Genomic DNA, 22,080 nt, shown 5'->3' with positions numbered 1-22,080 from the left:
CTCCGCTTCCGGTCATTCGGCCAGGAAGGCGAGGCAGGCGCTGTTGAACAGCTCGGCCTCCTCGATCATGAACCAGTGGCCGGCCTGGTTGGAGATGATCACCCGACAATTGTCGATCTTCTCCTGCATGATCATGGCGTGGTTCACCGACAGGAATTGATCGTGATAGCCCCAGAAGGCGAGAACCGGCACCTTGATCTCGTGCAGCCGATCCCAGATCGGGCGGTGGATCGCGCGGGTGTAGATCTCGATCGGCTGGCTCTGGGCGATCGGCAGCCGCTCGGAGATCACCGCGTCGGTGAGGTGGCGCGGATCCCGGACGATCAGCGTCAGCAGCGTGCGGAAGCTCTCGGCCGTGAAGTTCTGCGGCCCCGCGCCGACCGCCGCCGCCATCGCCTGCAGGCCCGGCGACGACAGGCGGGTGCTCTCCTCGTGGACGCCGCCCGGCGCCATCGAAATGATCCTGGGCACCATGTCGGGATAGGTCAGCGCGAAGGCATGGCCGTAGAAGCCGCCAAGCGAATTGCCGACCGGAACGACCTGGGTCACGCCCAATTGCTGCACCAGCTCGTGCAGCATCGAGACCTGGTTCTCGGTGCTGTAATCGAAGTCGCGCGGCTTGTCCGAGTGGCCATAGCCGAGATAGTCGACCGCGATGCAGTGATAGCCGGCCTCGGCCATCGCCGGGTAATTGTTGCGGAAATTGCTGTAGCCGCTCGCGCCCGGTCCGCTGCCGTGCAGGAAGAGTAAGCTCGGCTTGTCGTTGGGCTGGTTGAGTTCATGATAATGGAACCGGAAGGTTCCGTTCCAGACCTCGGCGAACTTGCCGACCGGGAAGGCGGTCTCGGCGGCGGCGGGGGCGAGGATGTTCATGTCGCTCACTCCCCCTTGAACTTGGCCTGGTCCGCCGCCCAGCATTCGAGCGGGACGGTCAGATCCATGTCGAGGTGGAAACGGTCGGTCATCTCCGGCGTCACCGCGCCGGCGTCGACGTAGAATTGCTGGTACCAGCGGCGAAGCTGGTAGATCGGGCCGTCGAACTCGGACAGGATCGGGTTGTCGACCCGGGCCTTTCGCTTCCACAGCTCGACATCCTGGAAGAAGGCATCGACCGCCGCCTTGCCAAACGACCGGCCGAGCGCGATGCTCTCCTCCTCCGACACGCCCTCGACCCGCTTGGTGGTGACCCCGGCGTGCAGCATGAAGCTGTTCGGCGACACCGGATAATGGGCATTGATCAGGTAGAGCTCGACCGGCTTGCCGAGATATTCGGCGGTCTGGTTCACGATCATATAGGCCGGACCGTAATAGGTCGCGGAGCTGCGGAAGTCGAAATCGCTCTTGTCGGTCTCGACCTCGCCAAAATTGACGTCCTTGCGGGCTTCGAACCAGGCGTTCTGCGTCGCCATGTGCCGTTCGAATATATTCTCGAAGCGGTTCACGCTCCAGCCGTGGACATAATAGAAATGGGTCGCGTCGGCCGCATTGTCGATCAGTTCGCGACAGTTGGTCGGGATGTGAATCGTCTGCCATTCCCACGGCAGGGTCTCGCCGTTCATCACCGCGTCGATCGCCGGAATCGCGACCTCGGGCGGGGGCGGGTTGCCCTCCGGATCATTGTAGACGAACAGCTGCTGGTTCTGCTCCATCACCGGATAGGACTTGATCCGGGCCTTGCGGGGGATGCGCGGCGAATAGGGGATATGGGCGCATTCGCCCTTGCCGTTCCACTGCCAGCCATGGAATGGGCAGGCGACGTTTCCGTCGACCAGCGTTCCGGTCCCGAGATCGGCGCCCATATGCGGGCAATAGCCGTCGAGCGCCGCCATCGTGCCGTCGGCCTGCTCGAAGATCACCAGCTTGCCGCCAAAGGCCTCCAGCGTGTGGGGCTTGCCGCCCTTGAACAGCGCGGTGAGGCCCATGCAGTGCCAGCCCCTGGCGAAACGCTCGGGAGGCAGATCACCGCCGGCGCTTCCGAAAAGGGTCTTCTCGCTCTGATAATTCATGCTCGCCTACACACCCGCTATGGCGAACCGCCTGCGCGAACCGACAGGCATGTCGGCGGCGACCCGGCTGTTCCCGATCCTAAAACTCCAGGAAGATTAGCGGCTTTGATGCCCCGCTACAGCGCAGGGGCCTTTGGCGATCGGTGCATTCTGTGTGAAAATTGATCGGGGTGCCGGATGGCGGCACCCCGATCCGATCACTGGCGGAAACGGTAGCGATAGCCGCTCGGCGTCTCGCCCGAGCTGCGCTTGAAGGTCGACGAGAAGGTGCTCGAATCGGCGAAACCGAGCCGGTAGGAGATTTCCTTGAGCGGCAGGTCGGTCTCCGCCAGCAGCGACTGCGCCTTCTTCAGCCGCAGTTCCTCGACATATTCATGCACGGTCTTGCCGGTCGTCTTCTTGAACGAGCGGCGCAGATGCGCGGCGCTAATATCGCAGAGATCGGCGATATCCTCGATGCTCGGACAGCGATTGCTGAAGCTGTCGACATATTCGTAGATGCGGTTGAGGTCCGCCTGCGACAGCTTGCCGTCGCGGGTGCGGACGCGCAACGGCTCCTTCATGTCCTCGAAATAGCGCGCGATCTCGATCGCGATCACCGTCGCCAGCGATTCCACCATCAGGGAGCTGGCGAAGCCGGGGTCGGCCGCCTCGGCACCGAGCCGCTGGATCGCCTGCTCGATGCGCAGGTTGCGCATGTCGAAGCAGCGGGAAAGCTCTTCCTTGCTCCAGTTGGACGAGCCCGACCAGACCTTGCGGAACCAGCCGGCGTCGAACCGGCACATGATGTTGCGCGTCAACTCGTTGTTGTTCGCGCTCGCGGTGCGGATCTCGACGTCCGCCGGGAAGAACATCAGCTGGCCGAAATTCTGGAGGTCGCCTTCGGGCAGCCGCGCCGCGACGCTCACCTGCGCCGGAAACGGCCGGTAGCGCAGGATGAAGTCATGCTCCAGCTCCTGGATCTGCTCGCCGACGTTCCAGCGATAGTCCAACACCTGGATGTCGACTCCCGGCACTTCCATATGCGCCGCGACATTAAATGCTCGTGCGCTCATTCCTCTCTCCTCCACCCTCCGGCGACGTTACGGCATGTTTTTATCTTCGCCGCGTTTCACCAGCGATCGGTCATATACGACAGCCACCACTCGCTTCTATTGTCTGGGCCGTAACCCAACTTGCCTGATCCGATGCCAGAAAAGCTACGACATTGGCGATTTCTTCGACAGAACCTAATCTGCGCAACGCGGTGAGTCCAGAGACATACGCCTTGGTGTCGTCGGACAACCAGCTGGCGTTCATGTCGGTATCGACGATCCCCGGAACCACGGTGTTGACCGTGATGCCCCGCGCGCCGAGCTGCTGGGCAAGGCCCAGCGCCATATTCTCGATCCCCGCCTTGGTCAGGCCGTAGACCGACACCTCAGGATAGGCGATGCGGGTGCAGTTGGACGATATGTTGACGATCCGGCCACCTTCGCCCATCCGCTCCAGCGCATATTTGGTGACGAAATAGGTGCCGCGCAAATTGGTCGAGACGATCCGGTCGAAGATCTCCTCGGTGGTGTCCTCGATATAGGCGCTGGTCAGCGCCGCGGCGTTGTTGATCAGGATGTCGAGCTTTCCGCCACGGGCGTCCAAAGCCACGAACAGCTTCCTGATGTCGTCCATGCTGGCCAGGTCGGCTTGAATCCCGAACGCCTGTCCGCCGGCGGCCTCGATGGCGGCGATCGTCTCGCCGGCCGCCGCCCCGTCCCGTCCGTAATGGACCGCGACGGTCGCGCCATCGCGCGCCAGCCGCTCGGCTATGCCGCGGCCGATGCCCCGGCTCGATCCGGTCACCAGGGCGGTCTTGCCACTCAAGCCACTCATTCACCAACTCCCATGCAAACCGGAAAGGGGGCGCCGCCCGCGACAGGCACCGACGGGGTCGGTGCCATCATGCAACGCGTCGCGCCGGACGTGGCATGGTGGCCAGCCCGGTCGATATCGGATGCGGCGAGCGGAACACCGCACGCGCAGACGCTTTCCGTCGCTCCATTTCCTCTCCCGGCCACGTTCTTTGCCCGCACCTTATTACGCGCACGCAGGGTTCGCCGCCATATTGGTTGCGCGCATCGCCCATATGTTGCTCATTTTGCCAACACCCCCGCGATGTCTCGCCATGTCCGGACGTCCTAAACCCGACCCCGAACCTCGAAAAAAGTCGGGGGAAGAGGACGTCATGGCAATCAGCGAACTTGGTTATATCGTGCTGCGGTCGGCGAAGATCGACCAATGGCGGCATTTCGCCGAACAGGTCGTGGGCATGCAGGCGATCGATGGTCCCGACGGCGCGCTCTATCTGAAGATGGATCGCCGCAATCATCGCTTCCTGATCCTGCCCGGTGCCGAGGAGCGCTATGTGGCCTCGGGCTGGCTGCTGCGCGACAAGGCCGATTTCGACGGCTTCCGCACGCGCCTGGAAGCGGCGGGCGTGCCGCTAACCAACGGGTCGCGCGAGGACAGCGCGCTGCGCAAGGTGCAGGATTTCTTCAGCTTCAGCGACCCCGCCGGCAACCGGCACGAGGCCGGCTGGGGGCCGATATCCAACTTCCAGCCCTTCGTCTCGCCGATCGGCACGGGCCGCTTCGTCACCGGCGAACTCGGCCTGGGCCACACCGTCCTTCCCGCCCTCAACATCGAGGAGACGTTGGAGTTCTGGACAACGGTCATGGGCTTCGAGGCATCCGACAGCCTGCTCCAGCCGATCACCGAGGACCTGACCGTCCAACTCTATTTCCTGCACTGCCGCAACCGGCGCCAGCACAGCCTGGCGCTGGCACAGATGCCGAGCGACGTCGGCTGCGTCCACCTGATGGTCGAGTTCGCCGATTTCGACGATGTCGGCCGCGCGCTCGACCGGCAGCAGGCGAACAATGTCCCGCTGGCCATGACCCTGGGCAAGCATGTCAACGACGACATGATCTCCTTCTACATGATGACCCCGGGCAAGTTCATCATCGAGCTGGGATGGGGCGCGCCGCCCAAGGAGTGGGAGAACGAGATCTTCTTCGAAACCACCCTGGGTTCGCATTGGGGCCACAAATGGGTGCTGCAGGATCCCGACTTCCAGCTCGATTAGAGCCTGCTTCTCGGGACAAAGTGCGCGCGATTTACCAAAGGCCGCGATCACAATGCGTAAATAAGGCGCGCTGATCCAAGACCACGGGCCGCGATGACGCGAAGGGCGCCGGTTAGAACGACCTCGTGCGCTCACGCCGCAGCTCGCCGCGGCCGACGGAGAGGATCATCATGAACGACATGCAGCTGAAGCGACGGGCCCATGAGGAGCTGGCCGCCTATCGGGCCGAACATGTGCCGCTGTTCAACGACCAGCCGCTCAAGTTCGGTGTCTTCTCCATCAACTCGAACGGATCGGTGTTCATGAGCGAACCGCCGAGTTCGTTCGAGGTAAGCTGGCCGCACAGCCTCGCGATCGCCGAGCAGGTCGACCGAATGGGTTTCGAGCTGATCGTCCCCGTCGCCCGTTGGCAGGGCTTTGGCGGCACCACCAACTGGGCGGGTGAAAATTTCGAGACGCTGACCTACGCCGCCGGCCTCGCCGCGCGCACCAGCAAGGTGATGACCTTCGCCACCGTCCACGCTTCGGTCGTCAATCCGGTCGCCGCCGCCAAGGCGATAACCACGATCGACCATATCTCCAACGGCCGCGCCGGCCTGAACGTCGTGATGGGCTGGAACGAGGCCGAGATGGCGATGCTGGGCGTGCGCATGCGCGAGCATGGCGACCGCTACAAGCTGGGGGCCGAATGGCTGGAGATCGTCGACCGCCTTTGGACCGAGACCAAGCCGTTCGACTATGACGGCGACTATTTCCAGCTCAAGAATCTGGAAGCCGCGCCCAAGCCGATCCAGATGCGGCCCGTGGTGATCAACGCCGGTGGGTCGCCCGCCGGGATCGACTTCTCGGCACGCTATGCCGACGTCAACTACACCGTCTTCACGACCTCCGAGCAGGCGTCGCGCTATTGCCAGAGCATCCGCGCGACCGCGTTCAACGACCATGGCCGCACGCTCCAGATGGTGACGATGGTGATCGTGGTGTGCCGCGACACCGAGGGCGAGGCGAAGGCCGCATATCAGTCGATCATCGACCATGGCGACTGGACCGCCGCCGGCAATTTCGCGCGTGGCCTCAATATCCAGACCTTCGGCGAGCATCTCAAGCCCGAGATCCTCGCCAAGTTCGTCGCCGGATCCGGCAGCCACGCGATCGTCGGGACGCCCGAACAGGTCGTCGACGGCCTCCGCGCGGTGAAGGCCGCCGGCATCGACGGCGTCTTCCTGGGGCTGATCGATTATGTCGAGGAGCTCAAATATTTCGAGGAGCGCGTGATGCCGCTGCTCGGACAGGCCGGGCTCCGGCGCTGACGCCGTCGGCCCTTCCCCTCCCAAAAAAGACGATGGAGAGCGATCGTGCGCCAGGAAGAAACCGAGATCACCGTCGAGGAGCTGCTCGACCGTGAGAAGATCCGCCACAATATGGCGCGCTACAGCCGGGGAATGGATCGGCAGGACGCCGACCTGATCGCCTCGACCTACTGGCCGGAGGGCTGGGACGACCACGGCGTGGTCGAAGACACCGGCCGGGGCTTCGCCGACGGCATGCTGCCGATGTGGCCCACGCTGCGAATGGGCCATATGCTCGGCCAGAGCTGCATCGAGATCCACGGCAATCTCGCCAATTGCGAAACCTATTTCTTCGCTTATCACCGGATGGGCGACGGCGAGGCCACACGCGATGTCTATCTCGGCGGCCGCTACAACGACCGGCTCGAGAAGCGCGGCGACAGGTGGAAGTTCATTCACCGCGTCGCCGTCTACGACTGGTGCCGCGATGCGGGGCCCAGCGTGCCCTGGAACGACTTGATATTCCCCTTCTCGGCCATGCCGGTCCGCAGCTACGGCGCGACCGCCGACGACTATAGCTGGGATCTGTTCGCCAATGCGCCCTCGAGGAAGGGCACCGACTATCCCACGGGTCCGGGTGGCCACAAATGAGCAAGGCATGCCTGAGCGGCAGGGTGGCGCTGGTCACCGGTTCGTCGCGCGGCATCGGCGCCGCCATCGCGGTGCGACTGGCCGCCGACGGCGCCCGGGTGGTGCTGCACGCCAGCAAGGACGGCCGCGAGGCGACCAAGGTGGCCGAGGCGATCGGTGCCGCCGGCGGCATCGCTTCGGTGGTGCTGGGCGACCTGTCGACCGCCGAGGCGCCGATCGAGATCGTCCGTGCAGCCTTCGGCCTGCACGGTGCGCTCGATATCCTGGTCAATAACGCGGCGGTTTCCGAATATGGCCTGGTCCAGGATTTCACGGCCGACCGGATCGATTTCGAGCTCGCGCTCAACCTGCGCGCGGTCCTGCTCACCACCGCCGAGTTCGCGCGGGTCACTGCAAGCCCGCATGGCCGGATCATCAACATCTCCTCGGCGGCGGGGCGCCATCCCGCCCATGGCCGTTCGGTCTATTCGGCGACCAAGGGTGCGATGGAAGCCTTCACCCGATCGGCTGCGCAGGAACTGGGCGCGCGCGCGATAACCGTCAACGCAGTGGCGCCGGGAACGACCGTCACCGAGCTGTTCGAGGCGAACGAGCGCAAGGACAGCCGCGACTGGCGTGGCCTGTTCGCGCGCTGGACCGCGCTCGGCCGGGTCGGCCAGCCGCAGGACATCGCCGACATCGTCGCCTTCGTCGCCAGCGACGACGCGCGCTGGCTGACGGGCAACACCCTGTCCGCCGACGGCGGACTGGTCACGACGGGCGTGAACATCGCCCGCAATACGCAATAGGAGAGGGACGATGCGCAGGGTCATCACCGGCGTCGACGCCAACGGCAAATCCACCATACTCTACGACGGTCCTCCGCAGTCGATCCACCATGTCACCAATACCAAGGTCGGCCAGTTGCAGATGCATCACGCCGAGACCTTCCCCGCCGAAGTACCCGCCGGCCATTGCTGTGCCGTCGATATCTGGGAAACCACCGGCCTGCCCCGTCCCGACGATGCCGATCCGATGGCAAGCCCGCAGCCGTTCGGCATCGAGCCGGAAGGCAAGGGCCTCCGCGTCCGCCACCAGACCTGGGGAGCGAACGTCGACTCCTCGACGATGCACGCCACCGACACGCTCGATATCAACATCATTATCGAGGGGTCGGTCGAGCTGCTGCTCGAGGAAGGCCGTTCGGTGACGCTGACCAAGGGCGATTCGGTCGTACTGCCCGGAAACGAGCATGGCTGGCGGGCGGGACCCGAGGGCGTGACGATGATCAACATCATGCAGAAACTGGCCTGACGGGGACACCATGACGGAGGGGGAGCAGGAGAGGCCGCCGACGGCGGTCGCGCGGAGGATTTTCGCCCTGGTGCTGGGAGTGACGGCGCTGCCGTTGCTCGCCGGCGGCGGCTATCTCCTCCTGCTGGGGGGCTCGCCTTATTATGCCCTGGCCGGGCTTGCGCTGCTCGCGAGCGGGCTGTGGCTGTGGCGCGGCCGGACCGAGGGCCCGCTCGCCTATGCCCTGCTGCTGTTCGCGACGCTGCCCTGGGCGCTGTGGGAAGCGGGCTTCGACGGGTGGGCGCTGATGCCCCGGCTGGTGGCGCCCGCGGTGCTCGGCATCCCCTTCCTCTTCTCCGCGATCCAGCGCGGCATCGCCACGCCGAACCCCACCGTCGCGCGCCTCGCCCGGCCCCGCCCGCTGCTGCTCGGCGCACTGGCCGCGCTGTTGGCCGGCATCGGCCTGGCCACGGTCCGCACACCCGATCCGGTCGATCCGATCGATCGGACCGTAGCGTTCGGCGGCAGCATCCCGGCGGCCTCGCGCGGCGGTGCGGTCGACGGCGACTGGCTGCATTATGGCCGCGACGAAGGGGGCAGCCGCTACAGCGCGCTCGACCAGATCACTCCCGCCAACATCGCCGGCCTGAAGCCCGCCTGGACCTTCCGCGTCGGCGAAACCCATGGCCTGGAGGTCACCCCGATCAAGGTGCGCGACAGCCTCTATCTGTGCACCGCCTATAACGACGTGATCGCGCTCGACGCCGAGACCGGCCGCCAGCGCTGGCGCTTCAACGCGAAGGTGAATCGCGAGAAGGTGCCCTATCATGTCTGCCGCGGCGTCGCCTATTTCCGCGCGCCCGGCGCGAGCGGCACCTGCGCCGAGCGGATCATCACCAACACCACCGACGCGCGCCTGATCGCGCTCGACGCGCGGACGGGCCGGCTGTGCCCCGGCTTCGGCCGCAACGGACAGGTGTCGCTGCTGACGGGGCTCAGCAGGTCGCCGGCCGGCTATTATGCCGTAACCTCGGCGCCGACGATGGTCGGCGGCAAGGTTGTGCTCGGCGGCTGGGTCAGCGACGGGCAATATTGGGGGGAGCCGGCCGGCGTCGTGCGCGCCTTCGACGCGGTCACCGGCGAACTGGCCTGGGCCTGGGATATCGGCCGTCCCGACCGGCGGACCCTGCCCCCGCCGGGCGAGACCTATACCCATTCCACGCCCAACGCCTGGGCGCCGTTCAGCGCCGACGAGAAGCTGGGGCTGGTCTATGTGCCGACCGGCAATCCGGCGATCGACTATTTCGGCAGGCGGCGTCGCCCGTTCGACGAGGCGTTCGGCACGTCGGTGGTCGCGATCGAGGCGGCGACCGGCAAGACCCGCTGGGTGTTCCAGACCGCGCATCACGACCTGTGGGACTGGGACGTCGCCTCGCAGCCGACGCTGGTCGATATCCGCTACCCCTCCGGCGTCCGCCAGGCGCTGATCCAGCCCACCAAGCGCGGCGAGATCTTCATCCTCGACCGCGCGACCGGCAAGCCCCTGAGCCGGGTCGACGAACGCCCTGTGCCCCAGCGCGGCGCGGTACGCGAGGAGCGGCTGGCCCCGACCCAGCCCTTTTCGGTCGGCATGCCGTCCTTCGCCGGCCCAGATTTCACCGAGCGCTTCATGTGGGGCATCACCCCGCTGGACCAGCTCTGGTGCCGCATCCGTTTCAAGGAATCGCGCTACGAAGGGACCGCCACCCCGCCGGGCCTCCAGCCCAGCATCGCCTATCCCGGCTTCAATGGCGGCATAGATTGGGGCGGCATCTCGGTCGATCCCGAGCGGCAGCTGCTGTTCGTCAATTCGAACCGCGTCGCCAATTACGACCGGCTGCTGACGCGCGCAGAGGCCAATGCCCGGGTCAGGCAGTTCGTGGCGCGAGAGGTGGGCGGACCGGTACGCCAGGGCGGAACGCCCTATGCCGCGCATATCCAGATCTTCCGTACGCCGCTGGGCATCCCCTGCAACCAGCCGCCTTATGGAATGCTCTCTGCCATAGACCTGCGATCGGGCAAGCTGGTCTGGGCGCAGCGCTTCGGCAACGGCCGCGCCGCCGGCCCATGGGGGATAAGATCGATGCTGTCGATCCCGGTCGGCACGCCAAATAATGGCGGATCGCTGGCGACGCGCAGCGGCCTGCTGTTCGTCGGCGCGACCCATGACGGCGACTTCCGCGCCTTCGACGTCCGGAGCGGCAAGGCATTGTGGCACGTCCGCCTGCCCGCCGGCGGACAGGCCACGCCGATGACCTATGTCTCGCCGAAAAGCGGGCGCCAGTTCGTCGTGATCGCGGCGGGCGGCCATCCGGCGCTGGGTTCGGTGCTCGGCGACTATATCATCGGCTATGCGCTGCCGGCACGGTGATCGACAGCGGGGTGCGATCCTTGGCGAGCCGGACGACCAGATCGGCGCGGCCCGGCATTTCCGACAGGATGTGCCGGGTCAGCCGCTCGTAGAAGCGGATGAAGCGTTCCACCTGGGCATCGCTCATCACGCCAGAGGCGTCGGCACCGGCCGAGCGCGCCAACCCGTGCTCCTGCTCGACGCGCCAGTCGCGCACCGCCTCGAAGCCCGGGGCGGCCAGCAGGACCAGCATGTCGAGGCGGGCGAACAGCGCCTGATAGTCGCCTGCCAACGCCCTGTTGACGGCACGGCGCCAGCGCCCTTCGCCGTCTTCCACGCGTTCCAGTTCATTGACGGGTTCGACCAGCGCCCCATCCTCCTCGGGGCGGGCGCCGACGCACCACCCCTCCAGGATCAGCAAGGCGGTATCGGCCGGGGCGATCTCCCAGGCATCGGCCGGCGCACGGTCGTCGCGCGCCTTGTCGAAGCGCGGCAGCGCCGCCTCCCTTCCCACGGTGAGCGCGGCCACGATGTCGAGTCCGAGGCCGACGTCATGCGTACCCGGAACGCCGCGCACCCCGAACAGCGGATGGATCTCGCGCGCCATGCGCTCGCGTTCGGCCCTCGTGCGATAAAGATCGTCGATCGACAGCACCGCCGTGGGGACGCCCTTCTCCCGCATCCAGGCGGACAAGGCGTTCGACAGGGTCGACTTGCCGCTCCCCTGTGCGCCGCAGATGCCGAGCACGAAGGGGCGACGCGATGCACCGGCCATCGCGGTCCGGACGGCGTCTCCGATCGCGCTCAGCGCGATGCCGGCGTCAGACGACACGATCGGGCGGCTCGCGGCCGTCGAGCACCGCCTCGAGGTTGTTCACCGCCGCGCACCCCATCGCCTCGCGCGTCTCGACCGTCGCGCTGCCCAGATGCGGCAGCAGCACGAGATTGGGCGCTGCGAGCAGGCGCGGATCGACCGCCGGCTCGCCCTGATAGACATCGAGCCCCGCCCCGCCGATACGTCCTTCGGTCAGCGCCTGGGCGAGCGCCGCCTCGTCGACCACCGAGCCGCGTGCGGTGTTGATCAGCACCGCGTCCGGCTTCATCCGGCGCAGCATCGCGGCATCGATCAGATGATGCGTCGCCGCACCGCCGGGGCAGTGAAGCGAGACGATATCGGCCCCCGCCACCAGTTCCTCGGCCGATCGGCAATAGCGGGCGCCCAGCGGATCGTGAGCGGGATCCAGAGCGCGGCGGCTGTAATAAGCCAGCTGGACGCCGAGGGCCGCCTGCGCGCGACGGGCCGTCTCCTGCGCGATCCGGCCATAACCGATCAGGCCGAGGGTTCGTCCGTGCATCGAGCGGCCGAGCAGATGGGTCGGCCGCCAGCCGGTCCATTCCCCCGAGCGGAGCTCGCGTTCCCCCTCGCCGGCCCGGCGGCTGACCATCAGCATCAGCAGCACCGCCAATTCCGCGGTGGCCTCGGTCAAGACATCGGGGGTGTTGGTCACGATCATCCCAGCCGCCCGCGCCGCTGCCAGATCGATATGGTCGACCCCGGCGCCAAAATTGGCGAGCATGCGCGCACCGCCCCCCTGCCCGATCACAGCGGCGTCGATCCGGTCCGACACCGTAGGACATATCACGTCGAATGCGCGGACCGCCTCCGCCAGCGCCTGCTGGCTCATCGGCCTGTCGCTGTCGTTGCGATGGAGGTCATGGCGCGCCGCCAGTTCGTCCTCGACCGCGCGGGGCCAGCGCCGCGTCAATAATATCCGCGCCAAATCCGTCCTTTCTCAGCCGTGGCTCGCCCAGCTATATTCGTGCTGCCCGGTCTCGAGCGAGGCGACATAGCCGGCACGGTAAGAACCGTTGCGGATGTCCTCGATCACGTCCAGATGGCGCGGCCTCCAGCCCAGCTCCTCGACCGCGCGTCGTGCGATCGAACGGCTGTTTACGGCCAGCGCAAGATCGACCCAGACATCGCCCCAGAGCAGGCAGGCCTCGTCGTAATTCAGGCTCTTGGTGCCACAGCCCACCACGCTGGCGACGGCTTCCGCGATCGAGCGGAAGTTAGCCTCGCCGCAGACCGTGTGATACAGCGCGCCGGGCCTGCCCTTTTCGACGGCGAGGCAATATGCTTCCGCCAGATCCTCGACATGGACGGCGGAATAGAGGTTCAGCCCATGCCCGAGATAGCAGGCCATGCCGGTCTTGCGGGCGGACTCCAAGATTTGCGGGATCTGGATGCTGCCCGCATTGCCATAAATCAGCGGCGGCCGGATCACATAGGTGCTGAGCGTGGCGTCCGATCCCTCGCGCACCGCCGCCTCGGTCTTGATCCGCACCGTGCGGTTGTGCCGCGCCGGAAAAGGAAAGGGATCGTCCTCGGCAAAGGTATATTGGCTCCACGCTCCGTCCTTAGCCTCGATCGACAGCACGCCGGTCCCCGAGGTGAAGAGCAGGTGCCGAACCTTTCCCGCCCGGCAGGCACCGACCATCGACGTCATGATGTCCAGTTCGTCCTCGAACGGCACCATCCCGGCCATCACGACCACGTCGAAGCCGGCGACCGCCGAAGCCAGCGAAGCGGGATCGCCGGGGGAACCGTCGCGCGCGCCGAGGCCGGCCCCCGCCAGGCGCTGGCGGCCGCCCGCATCGCGTGCCAGGCCGGAAACCTCATGGCCACGCTGGGCGAAGGCCTTCGCGACATGCGAGCCGACATAACCCGTCGCACCGACGATCAATATCTTCATAACGGCACCTCTCCGCATTCCATCGGCGCCATGCCTAGTCCGCCGGAGGCGACGCTCCCAACCCAAAGCGGCGCCGAATGCGTACATTATGTGGTTCTTTCGTGCACAGGAGCCGCGTGGCGCCGACATCTCACCGGCGGCCAGACCGCTTTGGCACATTGATCATCGAAAATCCCAAGCCTCGGGGACTCATCATCGCCCCGCCCGGCCCCCTATGAGGATCGACATCCTCGATGCTGGCGACACTCGTCCGTTGCGCGGGGATATCGGAACTGCCGACCGGGACCGGACCAGGTCGATGCATCCCGGCCCGGTCGCAGCGGCGGCGGCATATTGCCGCGGGCCGAGCCCGTCGGCGACGGTCGCCGCCCATCGCCCACCGTCCCAAGGCGGCACCGGCAAGAAGAGGCTTGGCGGTGGCCAGCGGCTTTCCAGCATAACATGGTTGTGTGACACGGGTGCGGGAATGGCGCAGGTCGACCGGGCATATTCCTTGATCGAGGTCCGATATGCCGCCGCGTGCCTTCGATCGGCGCCGTCCGGAAATGGCAGGATCCGAAATAGGTCGCCGGAGCGCCTCTCCTTTCCCCTTTCCGGCCGTAGTTGTCCCGCCCCGTCGGGATTATGGCGTGGCGGATCGCCAGGAGCTGAATGTCACAGGATCAGGCGTCAGCGTCGATCTCCGGGCACTGCTACTCGACGTCCTGCGCTTATTGTCGTCCGAGAAGGCAAATCGGCTGGACACGGCGACGCGCGAATAATCCGCCGGAAAAAAGGCGTGCAAGCTCGGGAGGGGACCATATGAAGACGTTTACCCATTCATGTTGCTGGGCGGCTCTAGCCATCGCCATCGGTGCATCCGGCAACGCCCTCGCCCAGGAGCGCGCGCCCGCCGAAGCGATCACCAACAGCGCCGATGCGACGGCGGCGGCCGGGGACATCGTGGTGACCGCGTTGCGCCGCGACCAGCGTCTCCAGGAGGCTCCGGCTGCCATGTCGGTGCTGACCTCCGCCACGATCGAAGCCGCAGGCATCAAGAATCTCGACGACGTCAGCAAGCTGGTCCCGAGCCTTCGCTTCGAAGCCGGCCTGCGCGCGGGCGTTCCCAGCATCTCGCTGCGCGGCATCGGATTGGTCGCGAAGGCATCGGTAAAGAAGAACTCCCCGGCCGCCTCCACCGTCGCATAATTGTCGACCTGGAATTCGAGATGATTGCCGTCCGGATCGTTATAATAAAGCGAGGTTGTCGGCCCGTGGTTGACGCACCACGCCGGCTCGATCCCCCGCTCGGCCAGTCGCGCATGATTGTCGAGGAGCTGTGTGAGCGAGCCATAGGTGAAGGCGACATGGTGCATACCCGCCGCAGTACCCGGCTGCTCGCCGAGGCCGGGGACATGGATGAAGGCGACGCGGTGGTGTTCGTCGTCATAAGCGAGGAAGGCGATGCCTTCGTCCTCGAACGCCATCGAGCCGTTCAGGACGAGCCGATACCAGTCGATCATCTCCTGGAAGCGCGATGTCTTGAAAACGATATGGGCCAGCTTGATGGGCGAGACGATCCCGTCCGAACCCTGCGCGGTCCCGTTCCCTGGGGTCTCTGCAGCAACCATCGCCATCTCCTGTAACCAAGTCCCCTGAGGGCTCTCGGTCCGGTTATGACAGCGTGGAGATATATCTCACGATGATGCTTTTTATCATGCGATACCCGCCTGCTATCGATGGAAGCGCCTGGGGGGGTGTCTTGGTTGAAGCGCAGGCTGCGACGCAGCGCCAGATCGCAGCGGCAGGCTATTACAAATGACCGTTCCCGCTGCCGCCGGCAGCACCAGCCGATCCTGTCTCCGCGGACGAGCGCGCCTGCTCGTTGACCCCGCGGCGGTCATGCTCATCGCCGGCTCGTTATTGCCCTTCGTCGCCCCCCACGGTTCTCGCTGGTCGACTATCGCTGCTGTCGCCGACGACTACCGCGTCGCCTGGCCGGCCAACCACAGGAAGCTTGCGACCGATCCCGGCTTTCTGCCGGTCGGGATCGAGCTGAACACGGGATACCATGCGCCGTCCCGCGCCCCCCACGGCACCTCCAGCGTCGCGCAGAGGCACCGGAATCGGCGCGCGGCGCGCTGACTGATATAGCGCAGCGTGTTGGCCTCTCCCGCCGAAGAGGGCGATTTTTCCATGCACCATTGAATTTATGTCAAGGCGTGGGAGGAGCTCGATCAGGGGTGGGGCGCGACCAGACTGTCGCGGCCGAGATCCGCGATCCGGCCGGCTCCCGTCAGCGTCATCGCCACGCGCATCTCGGCCTCGATCAGCCTCAGCATATGCGCAACGCCCCTCTCGCCGCCGCCCGCGAGGGCATAGGCCCAGGCGCGGCCGAGCAGCACTCCCTTCGCGCCGAGCGCCAGCATCCGCACGACGTCGAGGCCGGAGCGCACGCCGCCATCCGCCAGCACGGTCAGACGGTCGCCGACCGCTTCGGCGATCGCCGGCAGTGCGCGGGCCGTCGATGGAACACCGTCGAGTTGGCGTCCGCCATGGTTCGAGACCACGATCCCGTCCGCCCCAGCATCGGCCGCCGCCGCCGCATCCTCGGCGTCGAGGATGCCCTTGATGATCAGCGGTCCGCCCCACGTCTGCCGAATGAAATCAAGGTCGCGCCAGCTGACCGATGGATCGAAATTGTCGCGCATCCAGGCGAAGAAGTCTTCGAGCCCGCTGTTGGCGCCGAGGACCGGCGCGACATTGCCGAGTTGATGGGGTCGTCCCTTCACGCCGACGTCCCACGCCCAGCCGGGACGCCGCATAGCCTGCCAGCCGCGGCGCAACGATCCCGCGATCCCGGGAGCACCGGCTAGGCCCGAGCGGTAATCGCGATAGCGCGAACCCGGCACCGGCATGTCGACGGTGAAGACCAGCGCCGAACATCCGACCGCCTTCGCCTTTTCCAGCAGATCGCGCATGAAGCCCCGATCCCGGATCATGTAGAGCTGGAACCACAACGGCCGGCTTGCGGCGGCCGCCACCTCGTCGAGGGGGCAGGCGGAAACCGTCGACAGACAGAAGGGGATGTTCGCCGCATCGGCGGCGCGAACCGCCTGCACCTCGCCGCGACGGGCATTCATCCCCGCAAGGCCGATGGGCGCGAGCGCGACTGGAAGCGCCACTTTCCGCCCGAACAGCTCGGTCGACGGATCGACCTGGTCGACGCCGGTGAGCACGCGCTGGCGCAGCGCGATCGCCTCGAGATCGGCCAGGTTGCGGCGCAGCGTGACCTCCGCATAGGACCCGCCATCAATATAGTCGAAGAGGAAGGGCGGAAGTCGCCGCCGCGCGAGTGCTCTGTAATCGGAAATGGACGCTGCGATCACGATGGACCTGCCGATCAATGTGCGAATGGATCATGTTCGCCACGCGAAGATCTTCGGCCGCGGCGGACGCTATGCCGAGCCCGCATAGCCCAAAACGAACCGCGCTCAATTTCCAAAACCAACAATGATAATTTCCGCCATCGGCGTTGACCGGGCAGCATGCCAAAGCCATGCCCCGATCATGTCCGACTTCCTCTCCTACATGATCGATCAGGGGCACGGCCTTCCGCACAGCCCGCTGAAGGCGCTGGTGGCGCCGCGTCCGATCGGCTGGATTTCGACGCGCTCCACCACAGGCGTTCTCAATCTCGCACCCTACAGCTTCTTCAACATGATCTGCGACAGCCCCCCACTGATCGCCTTTTCCAGCGGCGGGCGGAAGGACAGCCTGAGCAATGCGCAGGCCACCGGGGAGTTCGTCTGGAATTTGGTGACCCGCCCCCTGGCGGAAAAGATGAACATGACGTCCGCCGCCGTCGGTTCGGACGTGGACGAGTTCGATCTCGCGGGACTCACGCCCATTCCCGGGATCGCGATCGGAACGCCTCGCGTCGCCGAAAGCCCCGCCGCGCTCGAATGCAGGGTGACGCAGATCCTGCGCCTGACCGCGCTGGACGGCAGCGAAGCCGACCAATGGCTCACCATCGGCCAGGTGCTCGCCGTCCACATCCGCGACGACTTGATCACGGAGGGCATCGTGGACACGGGGGCCGCGGAGCCGATCATGCGCGCGGGCTATGCGGCCGATTATGCCGCGATCGACCCCGGTTCGATGTTCAAGATGCGTCGCCCGGACGTTGGCCAGGGCTGATCCCGGTCAGGTCACGCGACGGCCGATTCCACATTGCCTTCGGCCGCCGACTCCGACCGATTTTCCCGGCGGATCATCTTTTCGATCTCCCGCCGCACCCGCACCGATGCGACGTCGCTGCTCAATATGGCGGGCCGGAGCGACCAGAGTTCGGCGCCCTCCATCCGTTCGTCCACCGCTTCGATCATGGGATTGTCCTCGGTGACGAAGGCGGCGGTCTGCGCGGTGCGGATCATCTCGGCGAGTTCGCGCTGCTCGGGGCCGAACACGCCGCAGGTGCCATAGAAATAGTGGGTCGTCCGCTCGGTTTCGGGCGTCAGGATGTGGACGGCGACATCCTCCGGCTGCTGCACGGCCGGCGCGCCGGGCGGAACGGCGCCATAATCCAGCCGCATGGCGCTCGGCGCCATCCAGACGATGTTGGTCCACTGATCACAAGGCCGGCCGAACAGCGCGCTGTAGATCGGCGCGATGGTGCCCGGCATCCACAGATCGGCATGGATGGCGCCATTCTCCTCGTGGACGTTCACCTTGTGACCGCGCATGCTGTCGTTGCCGAGGGTGCCGCGGTGCAGATAATTGACGTGACTGAGGTCCATCAGATTGTCGATTTCGAGCAGGTAGTTCGCCCGGACGTGGAGATGGTTGCCGATATTGGCGCACTCGCCCGGGTCTTCGGGAATGCACGACAGATCGGCGATGCGATCCGGATCGGCGAGCGCGGCCTCCCCCATCCAGATCCACAGGATGTGATGCCGCTCATGGACCGGGAAGGTCCGGACCTTCGCCTGCGGGGGTATCGTTTCTCCCGCGGGGTTGTGGACGCATGCGCCGGCCGAATCGAACCGGAGCCCGTGATAGGCACATTCGACCTGGCCATCGGCGAAGCGCCCCATATGAAGCGGCGCGAAGCGGTGGGGGCAGCGATCGTGCAAGGCGACGACGCTGCCGTCGTCGCGGCGGAACAGGACGACCGGGATGTCCAGGAGCCTGCGCGCCAGCGGGCCTTCGCCCACTTCGGAAGACCAGGCCGCCATATACCAGGCATTCATCGCGTAACCCACAACGCCCTCCTCGACACTATCGTCTATTATTCGACACAATAGTAGCACAGGCTCTCGGGTCGGCAAAGAGGCCGCCTCACCGCCAGTCGGAACAGGCCGAGGTCTGGCCAATGCCCGGATTGAGCGCGTTGCAGGGATCGAGCGCCTGATAAAATGCGGCGAGCGTGGGTTTGGCGGGATAGAGATGCCCGACGTTGTGCTCGGCGGGATATTCCGCGCCCCGCGCGTCCAGCAAGGTCAGCATCTCACGCTCGAGCGCATGCGGGTCATGCCCGGCGGCGACCAGATAATCCTGATGGAAGACCTGGCAGAAGAAATGACCATAATAGAGCTTGTGGGCGATCCGCCCGTCGAGCTTGGCCGGCAGTTGCTCGACCCAGTCGGTCGTGTTGCGCGGCAGGGCGATGTCGAGCGCCACGATATCGGCGATCTCGCGAGAATGGACCGCCCGATAGCGCACCGCCGCTCCGGCCACGGCGAAGCGATGCAGATAGGCCTTGCGCGCTTCGTCGGCCGTACATTCGAACATGCCGGAGTGGGCATGATCGAGGCGATCGGCGAAATATCGGCGCGCTTCCTCCACGCCCGCGCCTGCCATCTTGAGGATGAGATGATGTTCGAAGCGATCGCGAAACGCGCGCATCCGCGCCGGCAGATGCTGCGGAAACAATCGGCTCGCGGCCTGCAGCACGCGATCGCTGAGATGGATGCCACCCAGCCCGATCCGCGCCGTGAACGCATCCACCCACGCACGCGCCGCGAACAGCGCCGGCAGGCGCTGGGTACCGAGCCTCTCGATCGCCAGGAAAACGTCCTTCCCATAGACGGCGGCGATGTCGAAAGCGGTGCGGTGGATATATTCGCCGGTCACCGGCAGCGCGGCGAACTCCGCCAGCATGTCGCGCCGCAGGCTGGTGAACACGGCAGGATCGTTGGTGCCGACGTAGAAGGTCGCGCTGTCGCCATCGTCCGGGAAGGTATCGAGACGCACCGCGAAGACAATCAGATGGCCGGCGCTGCCCGAGACGTCATAGAGGCGGCCCGGATCGGCATTGAAGCGTGCGGGGGTGGGCTCGTCGATCTTGCGGACATGCGCGGCATAGCCGGTGTCCGACGCCTGGCGCCCGGCATCGTCGCGAATGTCCGCGGGGTCGTAGCGTTCCTCCTCCAGCCGGGCGAGCATCTCTTCCGGATCGTCGCCCAGGTCGATGCCCAGCTGGTTGACCAGCGCGAGCCGCCCATCCGCCTCCACCCGGGCGTAGAGCGCCCATTCGGTATAGGCCGGCCCGCGCTGGACCAGCGCCCCGCCCGAGTTGTTGCAGACGCCGCCGACCACCGATGCGCCGATGCAGGAGGAACCGATCACCGAATGGGGCTGCCGCCCGATCCGCGACAGCGCGCCTTCCAGCTCGTACAGCGTCGCCCCGGCCAGGCAGATCGCCTGATCCCCATCCCTGATCAGCCGCACCCCCTTGATCCGCCGGGTGCTGATGATGACCACCGGGCGATCATAGCCTTCGGCTCTGGGCGTCGACCCGCCGGTGAGCCCGGTATTGGCCGCCTGCACGATCATCACGATGTCGGCCGCACGGCAGCGCAGCGCCACGCGCCATTGCTCGACGAGGCTGCCTGGCATCACGACGGCGAGCACCGGCCCGCCGCCGAAGCGATAGCCGGTGCGATAGCGGCTGGTCTCGCGATCGCCGGTCAGGACATGACGCGCGCCGACCATCTGCCGCAGATCGGCGAGGCATGAAGCGTGGTGCTCAGCCATCGGCCATCAGCCTTTCCCACGGGCGCGAGCCGCGGGTCAGACCGTCCATTCCGGCGGCGTCCGGAAAGCCTCCCGTACATGATCGATAAAGGCGCGGGTCTTGAGCGGCAGGTTGCGCCGTTCCGGATAGACCACGTAGATATGGCTGGCGATGATGCGCAGGTCGGGAAACAGCTCGATCAGCCGGCCCGCCTTGATGTCGTCATAGACCAGGAAGCGCGACAAATGGCCGACGCCGAGCCCGTCCAGGATCGCGCGGCGATAGACCTCGCCGTGGTTGATCACCAGATTGCCGGTGACGGATACGAACTCGCCATTGTCTCCGCCCTTGATCGGCCATTTCGCCGTGCGCGCGGTCTCGTTGGCGAGGATGCAATTGTGGCGCACCAGCTCCTGCGGCGAAGCCGGGAGGCCGTGTTCCTCGATATAGGATGGCGCGACGCAGAAGGTGCGGATGTTGGGGGCGAGCTTCACCGCGATCAGACTGGGATCGAGATTGCTGCTGATCCGGATGGCAACGTCGATCGCATTGTCGATCATGTCCAGCGTGTCCGGCGTCAGCTTAAGATCGAGGCTCACCTTCGGATAGCGCGCCAGGAATTGCGGGATGATAGCCGGCAGATAATAGGCGCCGAACGTGGGGCCCGCGGTGACGCGAAGCTTGCCCTGGGGCTCGCTCTGATATTCGCCGAGCTCGTTCTCGGCCTCCTCGACTTCGTGGAGGATCGTCAGGCAGCGCTCGTAGAAGCGCCGCCCGAGCTCAGTGATCGACAGCTGCTTGGTGGAGCGGAGCAGCAGCTGGCCCTGCAACCGCTCCTCCAGCAGGGAGACATGCTTGCTGATCGTCGAGGGAACGACATTGAGGCGATAGCCGGCCTCCGAGAAGCTGCCGCATTCGACGACCGCTACGAAGGCCCTGAGCGCGCTCAGATTATCGATCGTCGACCGGTACAGCCCGCTCGCCTCACTCCTCACCATTTCGCCGCCTCCGCCGCGCTCGAGGTCGATCCTCACCTGGCGTTGTCTAGCGGTTCTTCAGAAAAAATCGAGCCGACGGGCAGTTTCATGTCGAGGAGCCGTCCGACCGAGCAGACGTCGCGAAAGCGCGTGACCTGGAACAACGCGGAGATGGCCACGGCTTCGCTCGTTTCCGACGCCAATGCGGCGAGCGCGGCCCGCGCATCGTCGAGGCGGTCCGCGAGAATGGCGAGTGCGAGCGCGCGCGCATGGTCCTGCGCTGGCGTGAGCACGCCCTCGTCCGATCGACCGACCAGAGTGGCAATCCAGGCGCGGTCGAGACCCAGCTTCAGCGAAAGCCGCTCATGCTGGATTCGCTCATAAGCAAAGCCGAGCTCGGTGCAGACGGTCAGCGCGATAGCCTCGTTCAGGTCATCGGGCAGCGCACCCTTCAGCGCCCCGCTATATTGCATGAAGCCCGTCACCACGCCTGGCGCGTGTCCGACATATTGGAAGAACTCGCCGAAATAGCCGAGACGGTCGACCGTCGGCTGCAGCATCTCGCGCAGCTTCGGGTCTACCTCGTCGAGCGACAGGGGGCGGATCGTCGTCATGGCAAATCCCC

21 protein-coding genes and 1 pseudogene are annotated in these 22,080 nt (G+C 65.8%); 9 read left to right on the top strand and 13 right to left on the bottom strand.

From position 1 onward, the window contains the following. Positions 1–12: 12 nt before the first annotated feature. The 4 genes from ASE22_RS14900 to ASE22_RS14885 form a co-directional block, all read right to left on the bottom strand. Positions 13–873, bottom strand: coding sequence for an alpha/beta fold hydrolase (locus ASE22_RS14900; RefSeq protein WP_056360879.1), 861 nt, complete (start codon positions 871–873; stop codon positions 13–15). A gap of 5 nt (positions 874–878) precedes the next feature. Beyond that, on the bottom strand, positions 879–2,006 hold the full coding sequence (locus ASE22_RS14895; protein WP_056360877.1) for a Rieske 2Fe-2S domain-containing protein: 1,128 nt from the start codon (positions 2,004–2,006) through the stop codon (positions 879–881). Between the two features lie 197 nt (positions 2,007–2,203). Then, positions 2,204–3,061 (bottom strand): helix-turn-helix domain-containing protein, encoded by an 858-nt coding sequence (locus ASE22_RS14890; RefSeq protein ID WP_082545491.1) that lies wholly within the window; start codon positions 3,059–3,061, stop codon positions 2,204–2,206. Positions 3,062–3,131: 70 nt separating this feature from the next. Beyond that, a complete protein-coding gene (locus ASE22_RS14885; protein WP_056360871.1) occupies positions 3,132–3,875 on the bottom strand; it encodes an SDR family oxidoreductase in 744 nt (247 codons plus the stop codon). Between the two features lie 352 nt (positions 3,876–4,227). On the opposite strand from ASE22_RS14885, the gene ASE22_RS14880 reads away from it, so the two are divergent. The 6 genes from ASE22_RS14880 (at position 4,228) to ASE22_RS14855 (ending at position 10,749) form a co-directional block, all read left to right on the top strand. Then, complete coding sequence (locus ASE22_RS14880; protein WP_056360868.1) at positions 4,228–5,127, top strand: VOC family protein; 900 nt, start codon at positions 4,228–4,230, stop codon at positions 5,125–5,127. A 170-nt stretch (positions 5,128–5,297) separates the two neighbouring features. Continuing rightward, positions 5,298–6,437 (top strand): LLM class flavin-dependent oxidoreductase, encoded by a 1,140-nt coding sequence (locus tag ASE22_RS14875; protein ID WP_056360866.1) that lies wholly within the window; start codon positions 5,298–5,300, stop codon positions 6,435–6,437. Between the two features lie 45 nt (positions 6,438–6,482). After that, complete coding sequence (locus ASE22_RS14870) at positions 6,483–7,067, top strand: nuclear transport factor 2 family protein (protein ID WP_056360863.1); 585 nt, start codon at positions 6,483–6,485, stop codon at positions 7,065–7,067. After that, the gene (locus ASE22_RS14865) at positions 7,064–7,855 is read left to right on the top strand and encodes an SDR family NAD(P)-dependent oxidoreductase (protein ID WP_056360860.1); all 792 of its coding nucleotides are present in this window, start codon (positions 7,064–7,066) and stop codon (positions 7,853–7,855) included. Before ASE22_RS14870 ends, ASE22_RS14865 begins: the two co-directional genes overlap by 4 nt. Before the next feature lie 10 nt (positions 7,856–7,865). After that, complete coding sequence (locus ASE22_RS14860; RefSeq protein WP_056360856.1) at positions 7,866–8,360, top strand: hypothetical protein; 495 nt, start codon at positions 7,866–7,868, stop codon at positions 8,358–8,360. A 10-nt stretch (positions 8,361–8,370) separates the two neighbouring features. After that, positions 8,371–10,749, top strand: a complete 2,379-nt coding sequence (locus ASE22_RS14855) for a membrane-bound PQQ-dependent dehydrogenase, glucose/quinate/shikimate family (RefSeq protein WP_056360852.1) — start codon at positions 8,371–8,373, stop codon at positions 10,747–10,749. On the opposite strand, the gene ASE22_RS14850 is transcribed toward ASE22_RS14855, so the two are convergent. The 3 genes from ASE22_RS14850 to ASE22_RS14840 are packed head-to-tail and all read right to left on the bottom strand — an operon-like array spanning position 10,721 to position 13,481. Continuing rightward, the gene (locus tag ASE22_RS14850; protein WP_056361336.1) at positions 10,721–11,503 is read right to left on the bottom strand and encodes a kinase; all 783 of its coding nucleotides are present in this window, start codon (positions 11,501–11,503) and stop codon (positions 10,721–10,723) included. The genes ASE22_RS14855 and ASE22_RS14850 overlap by 29 nt on opposite strands. A gap of 46 nt (positions 11,504–11,549) precedes the next feature. Then, positions 11,550–12,509, bottom strand: a complete 960-nt coding sequence (locus ASE22_RS14845; RefSeq protein WP_056360849.1) for a 2-hydroxyacid dehydrogenase — start codon at positions 12,507–12,509, stop codon at positions 11,550–11,552. Positions 12,510–12,521: 12 nt separating this feature from the next. Beyond that, positions 12,522–13,481, bottom strand: coding sequence for an NAD-dependent epimerase/dehydratase family protein (locus ASE22_RS14840; RefSeq protein ID WP_056360846.1), 960 nt, complete (start codon positions 13,479–13,481; stop codon positions 12,522–12,524). 801 nt (positions 13,482–14,282) lie between these two features. Between ASE22_RS14840 and ASE22_RS26830 the strand changes: the two genes are divergently transcribed. Further along, entirely contained in the window at positions 14,283–14,669 is a 387-nt protein-coding gene (locus ASE22_RS26830) for a TonB-dependent receptor plug domain-containing protein (protein WP_235536372.1), read from the top strand. A gap of 71 nt (positions 14,670–14,740) precedes the next feature. Here the strand turns inward: ASE22_RS26830 and ASE22_RS28015 are convergent. Continuing rightward, positions 14,741–14,983: pseudogene (locus ASE22_RS28015) on the bottom strand (VOC family protein); the annotation flags it as partial. Between the two features lie 379 nt (positions 14,984–15,362). On the opposite strand from ASE22_RS28015, the gene ASE22_RS14830 reads away from it, so the two are divergent. Further along, a complete protein-coding gene (locus tag ASE22_RS14830) occupies positions 15,363–15,605 on the top strand; it encodes a hypothetical protein (protein ID WP_056601522.1) in 243 nt (80 codons plus the stop codon). A 92-nt stretch (positions 15,606–15,697) separates the two neighbouring features. Here ASE22_RS14830 and lldD read toward each other — a convergent pair whose 3' ends face one another. Then, entirely contained in the window at positions 15,698–16,849 is a 1,152-nt protein-coding gene (gene lldD / locus ASE22_RS14825; protein WP_056360840.1) for an FMN-dependent L-lactate dehydrogenase LldD, read from the bottom strand. A gap of 181 nt (positions 16,850–17,030) precedes the next feature. On the opposite strand from lldD, the gene ASE22_RS14820 reads away from it, so the two are divergent. Further along, positions 17,031–17,660 carry a flavin reductase family protein gene (locus ASE22_RS14820; protein ID WP_056360837.1) on the top strand — a complete coding sequence of 210 codons (630 nt, stop codon included), beginning with the start codon at positions 17,031–17,033 and terminating at the stop codon, positions 17,658–17,660. Between the two features lie 11 nt (positions 17,661–17,671). Here ASE22_RS14820 and ASE22_RS14815 read toward each other — a convergent pair whose 3' ends face one another. The 4 genes from ASE22_RS14815 to ASE22_RS14800 form a co-directional block, all read right to left on the bottom strand. Beyond that, positions 17,672–18,724 (bottom strand): aromatic ring-hydroxylating dioxygenase subunit alpha, encoded by a 1,053-nt coding sequence (locus ASE22_RS14815; RefSeq protein ID WP_235536370.1) that lies wholly within the window; start codon positions 18,722–18,724, stop codon positions 17,672–17,674. A gap of 76 nt (positions 18,725–18,800) precedes the next feature. Further along, the gene (dld, locus tag ASE22_RS14810) at positions 18,801–20,498 is read right to left on the bottom strand and encodes a D-lactate dehydrogenase (RefSeq protein WP_056360834.1); all 1,698 of its coding nucleotides are present in this window, start codon (positions 20,496–20,498) and stop codon (positions 18,801–18,803) included. A 36-nt stretch (positions 20,499–20,534) separates the two neighbouring features. Beyond that, the gene (locus ASE22_RS14805; RefSeq protein WP_235538165.1) at positions 20,535–21,512 is read right to left on the bottom strand and encodes a LysR family transcriptional regulator; all 978 of its coding nucleotides are present in this window, start codon (positions 21,510–21,512) and stop codon (positions 20,535–20,537) included. Further along, positions 21,509–22,069 (bottom strand): hypothetical protein, encoded by a 561-nt coding sequence (locus ASE22_RS14800; protein ID WP_056360832.1) that lies wholly within the window; start codon positions 22,067–22,069, stop codon positions 21,509–21,511. The genes ASE22_RS14805 and ASE22_RS14800 overlap by 4 nt, the downstream gene beginning before the upstream one ends. Positions 22,070–22,080: the final 11 nt, after the last annotated feature.

It is taken from the genome of Sphingomonas sp. Root720 (genome assembly GCF_001428605.1).
In the GTDB taxonomy this organism is placed as follows: domain Bacteria; phylum Pseudomonadota; class Alphaproteobacteria; order Sphingomonadales; family Sphingomonadaceae; genus Rhizorhabdus.
The sequence above is the reverse complement of the archived record's forward strand: the minus strand, read 5'-3'. Positions and strand labels throughout refer to the sequence as shown.

What these genes read in the sequence shown, in the direction of transcription:
- dld (WP_056360834.1), bottom strand. Translation starts at nt 20,498, where the DNA reads ATGGCTGAGCACCACGCTTCATGCCTCGCCGATCTGCGGCAGATGGTC.
- ASE22_RS14890 (WP_082545491.1), bottom strand. Translation starts at nt 3,061, where the DNA reads ATGAGCGCACGAGCATTTAATGTCGCGGCGCATATGGAAGTGCCGGGA.
- ASE22_RS14855 (WP_056360852.1), top strand. Translation starts at nt 8,371, where the DNA reads ATGACGGAGGGGGAGCAGGAGAGGCCGCCGACGGCGGTCGCGCGGAGG.
- ASE22_RS14820 (WP_056360837.1), top strand. Translation starts at nt 17,031, where the DNA reads ATGTCCGACTTCCTCTCCTACATGATCGATCAGGGGCACGGCCTTCCG.
- ASE22_RS26830 (WP_235536372.1), top strand. Translation starts at nt 14,283, where the DNA reads ATGAAGACGTTTACCCATTCATGTTGCTGGGCGGCTCTAGCCATCGCC.
- ASE22_RS14800 (WP_056360832.1), bottom strand. Translation starts at nt 22,069, where the DNA reads ATGACGACGATCCGCCCCCTGTCGCTCGACGAGGTAGACCCGAAGCTG.
- ASE22_RS14850 (WP_056361336.1), bottom strand. Translation starts at nt 11,503, where the DNA reads ATGGCCGGTGCATCGCGTCGCCCCTTCGTGCTCGGCATCTGCGGCGCA.
- ASE22_RS14875 (WP_056360866.1), top strand. Translation starts at nt 5,298, where the DNA reads ATGAACGACATGCAGCTGAAGCGACGGGCCCATGAGGAGCTGGCCGCC.
- ASE22_RS14900 (WP_056360879.1), bottom strand. Translation starts at nt 873, where the DNA reads ATGAACATCCTCGCCCCCGCCGCCGCCGAGACCGCCTTCCCGGTCGGC.
- ASE22_RS14830 (WP_056601522.1), top strand. Translation starts at nt 15,363, where the DNA reads ATGCTCATCGCCGGCTCGTTATTGCCCTTCGTCGCCCCCCACGGTTCT.
- ASE22_RS14860 (WP_056360856.1), top strand. Translation starts at nt 7,866, where the DNA reads ATGCGCAGGGTCATCACCGGCGTCGACGCCAACGGCAAATCCACCATA.
- ASE22_RS14885 (WP_056360871.1), bottom strand. Translation starts at nt 3,875, where the DNA reads ATGAGTGGCTTGAGTGGCAAGACCGCCCTGGTGACCGGATCGAGCCGG.
- ASE22_RS14895 (WP_056360877.1), bottom strand. Translation starts at nt 2,006, where the DNA reads ATGAATTATCAGAGCGAGAAGACCCTTTTCGGAAGCGCCGGCGGTGAT.
- ASE22_RS14880 (WP_056360868.1), top strand. Translation starts at nt 4,228, where the DNA reads ATGGCAATCAGCGAACTTGGTTATATCGTGCTGCGGTCGGCGAAGATC.
- ASE22_RS14865 (WP_056360860.1), top strand. Translation starts at nt 7,064, where the DNA reads ATGAGCAAGGCATGCCTGAGCGGCAGGGTGGCGCTGGTCACCGGTTCG.
- ASE22_RS14840 (WP_056360846.1), bottom strand. Translation starts at nt 13,481, where the DNA reads ATGAAGATATTGATCGTCGGTGCGACGGGTTATGTCGGCTCGCATGTC.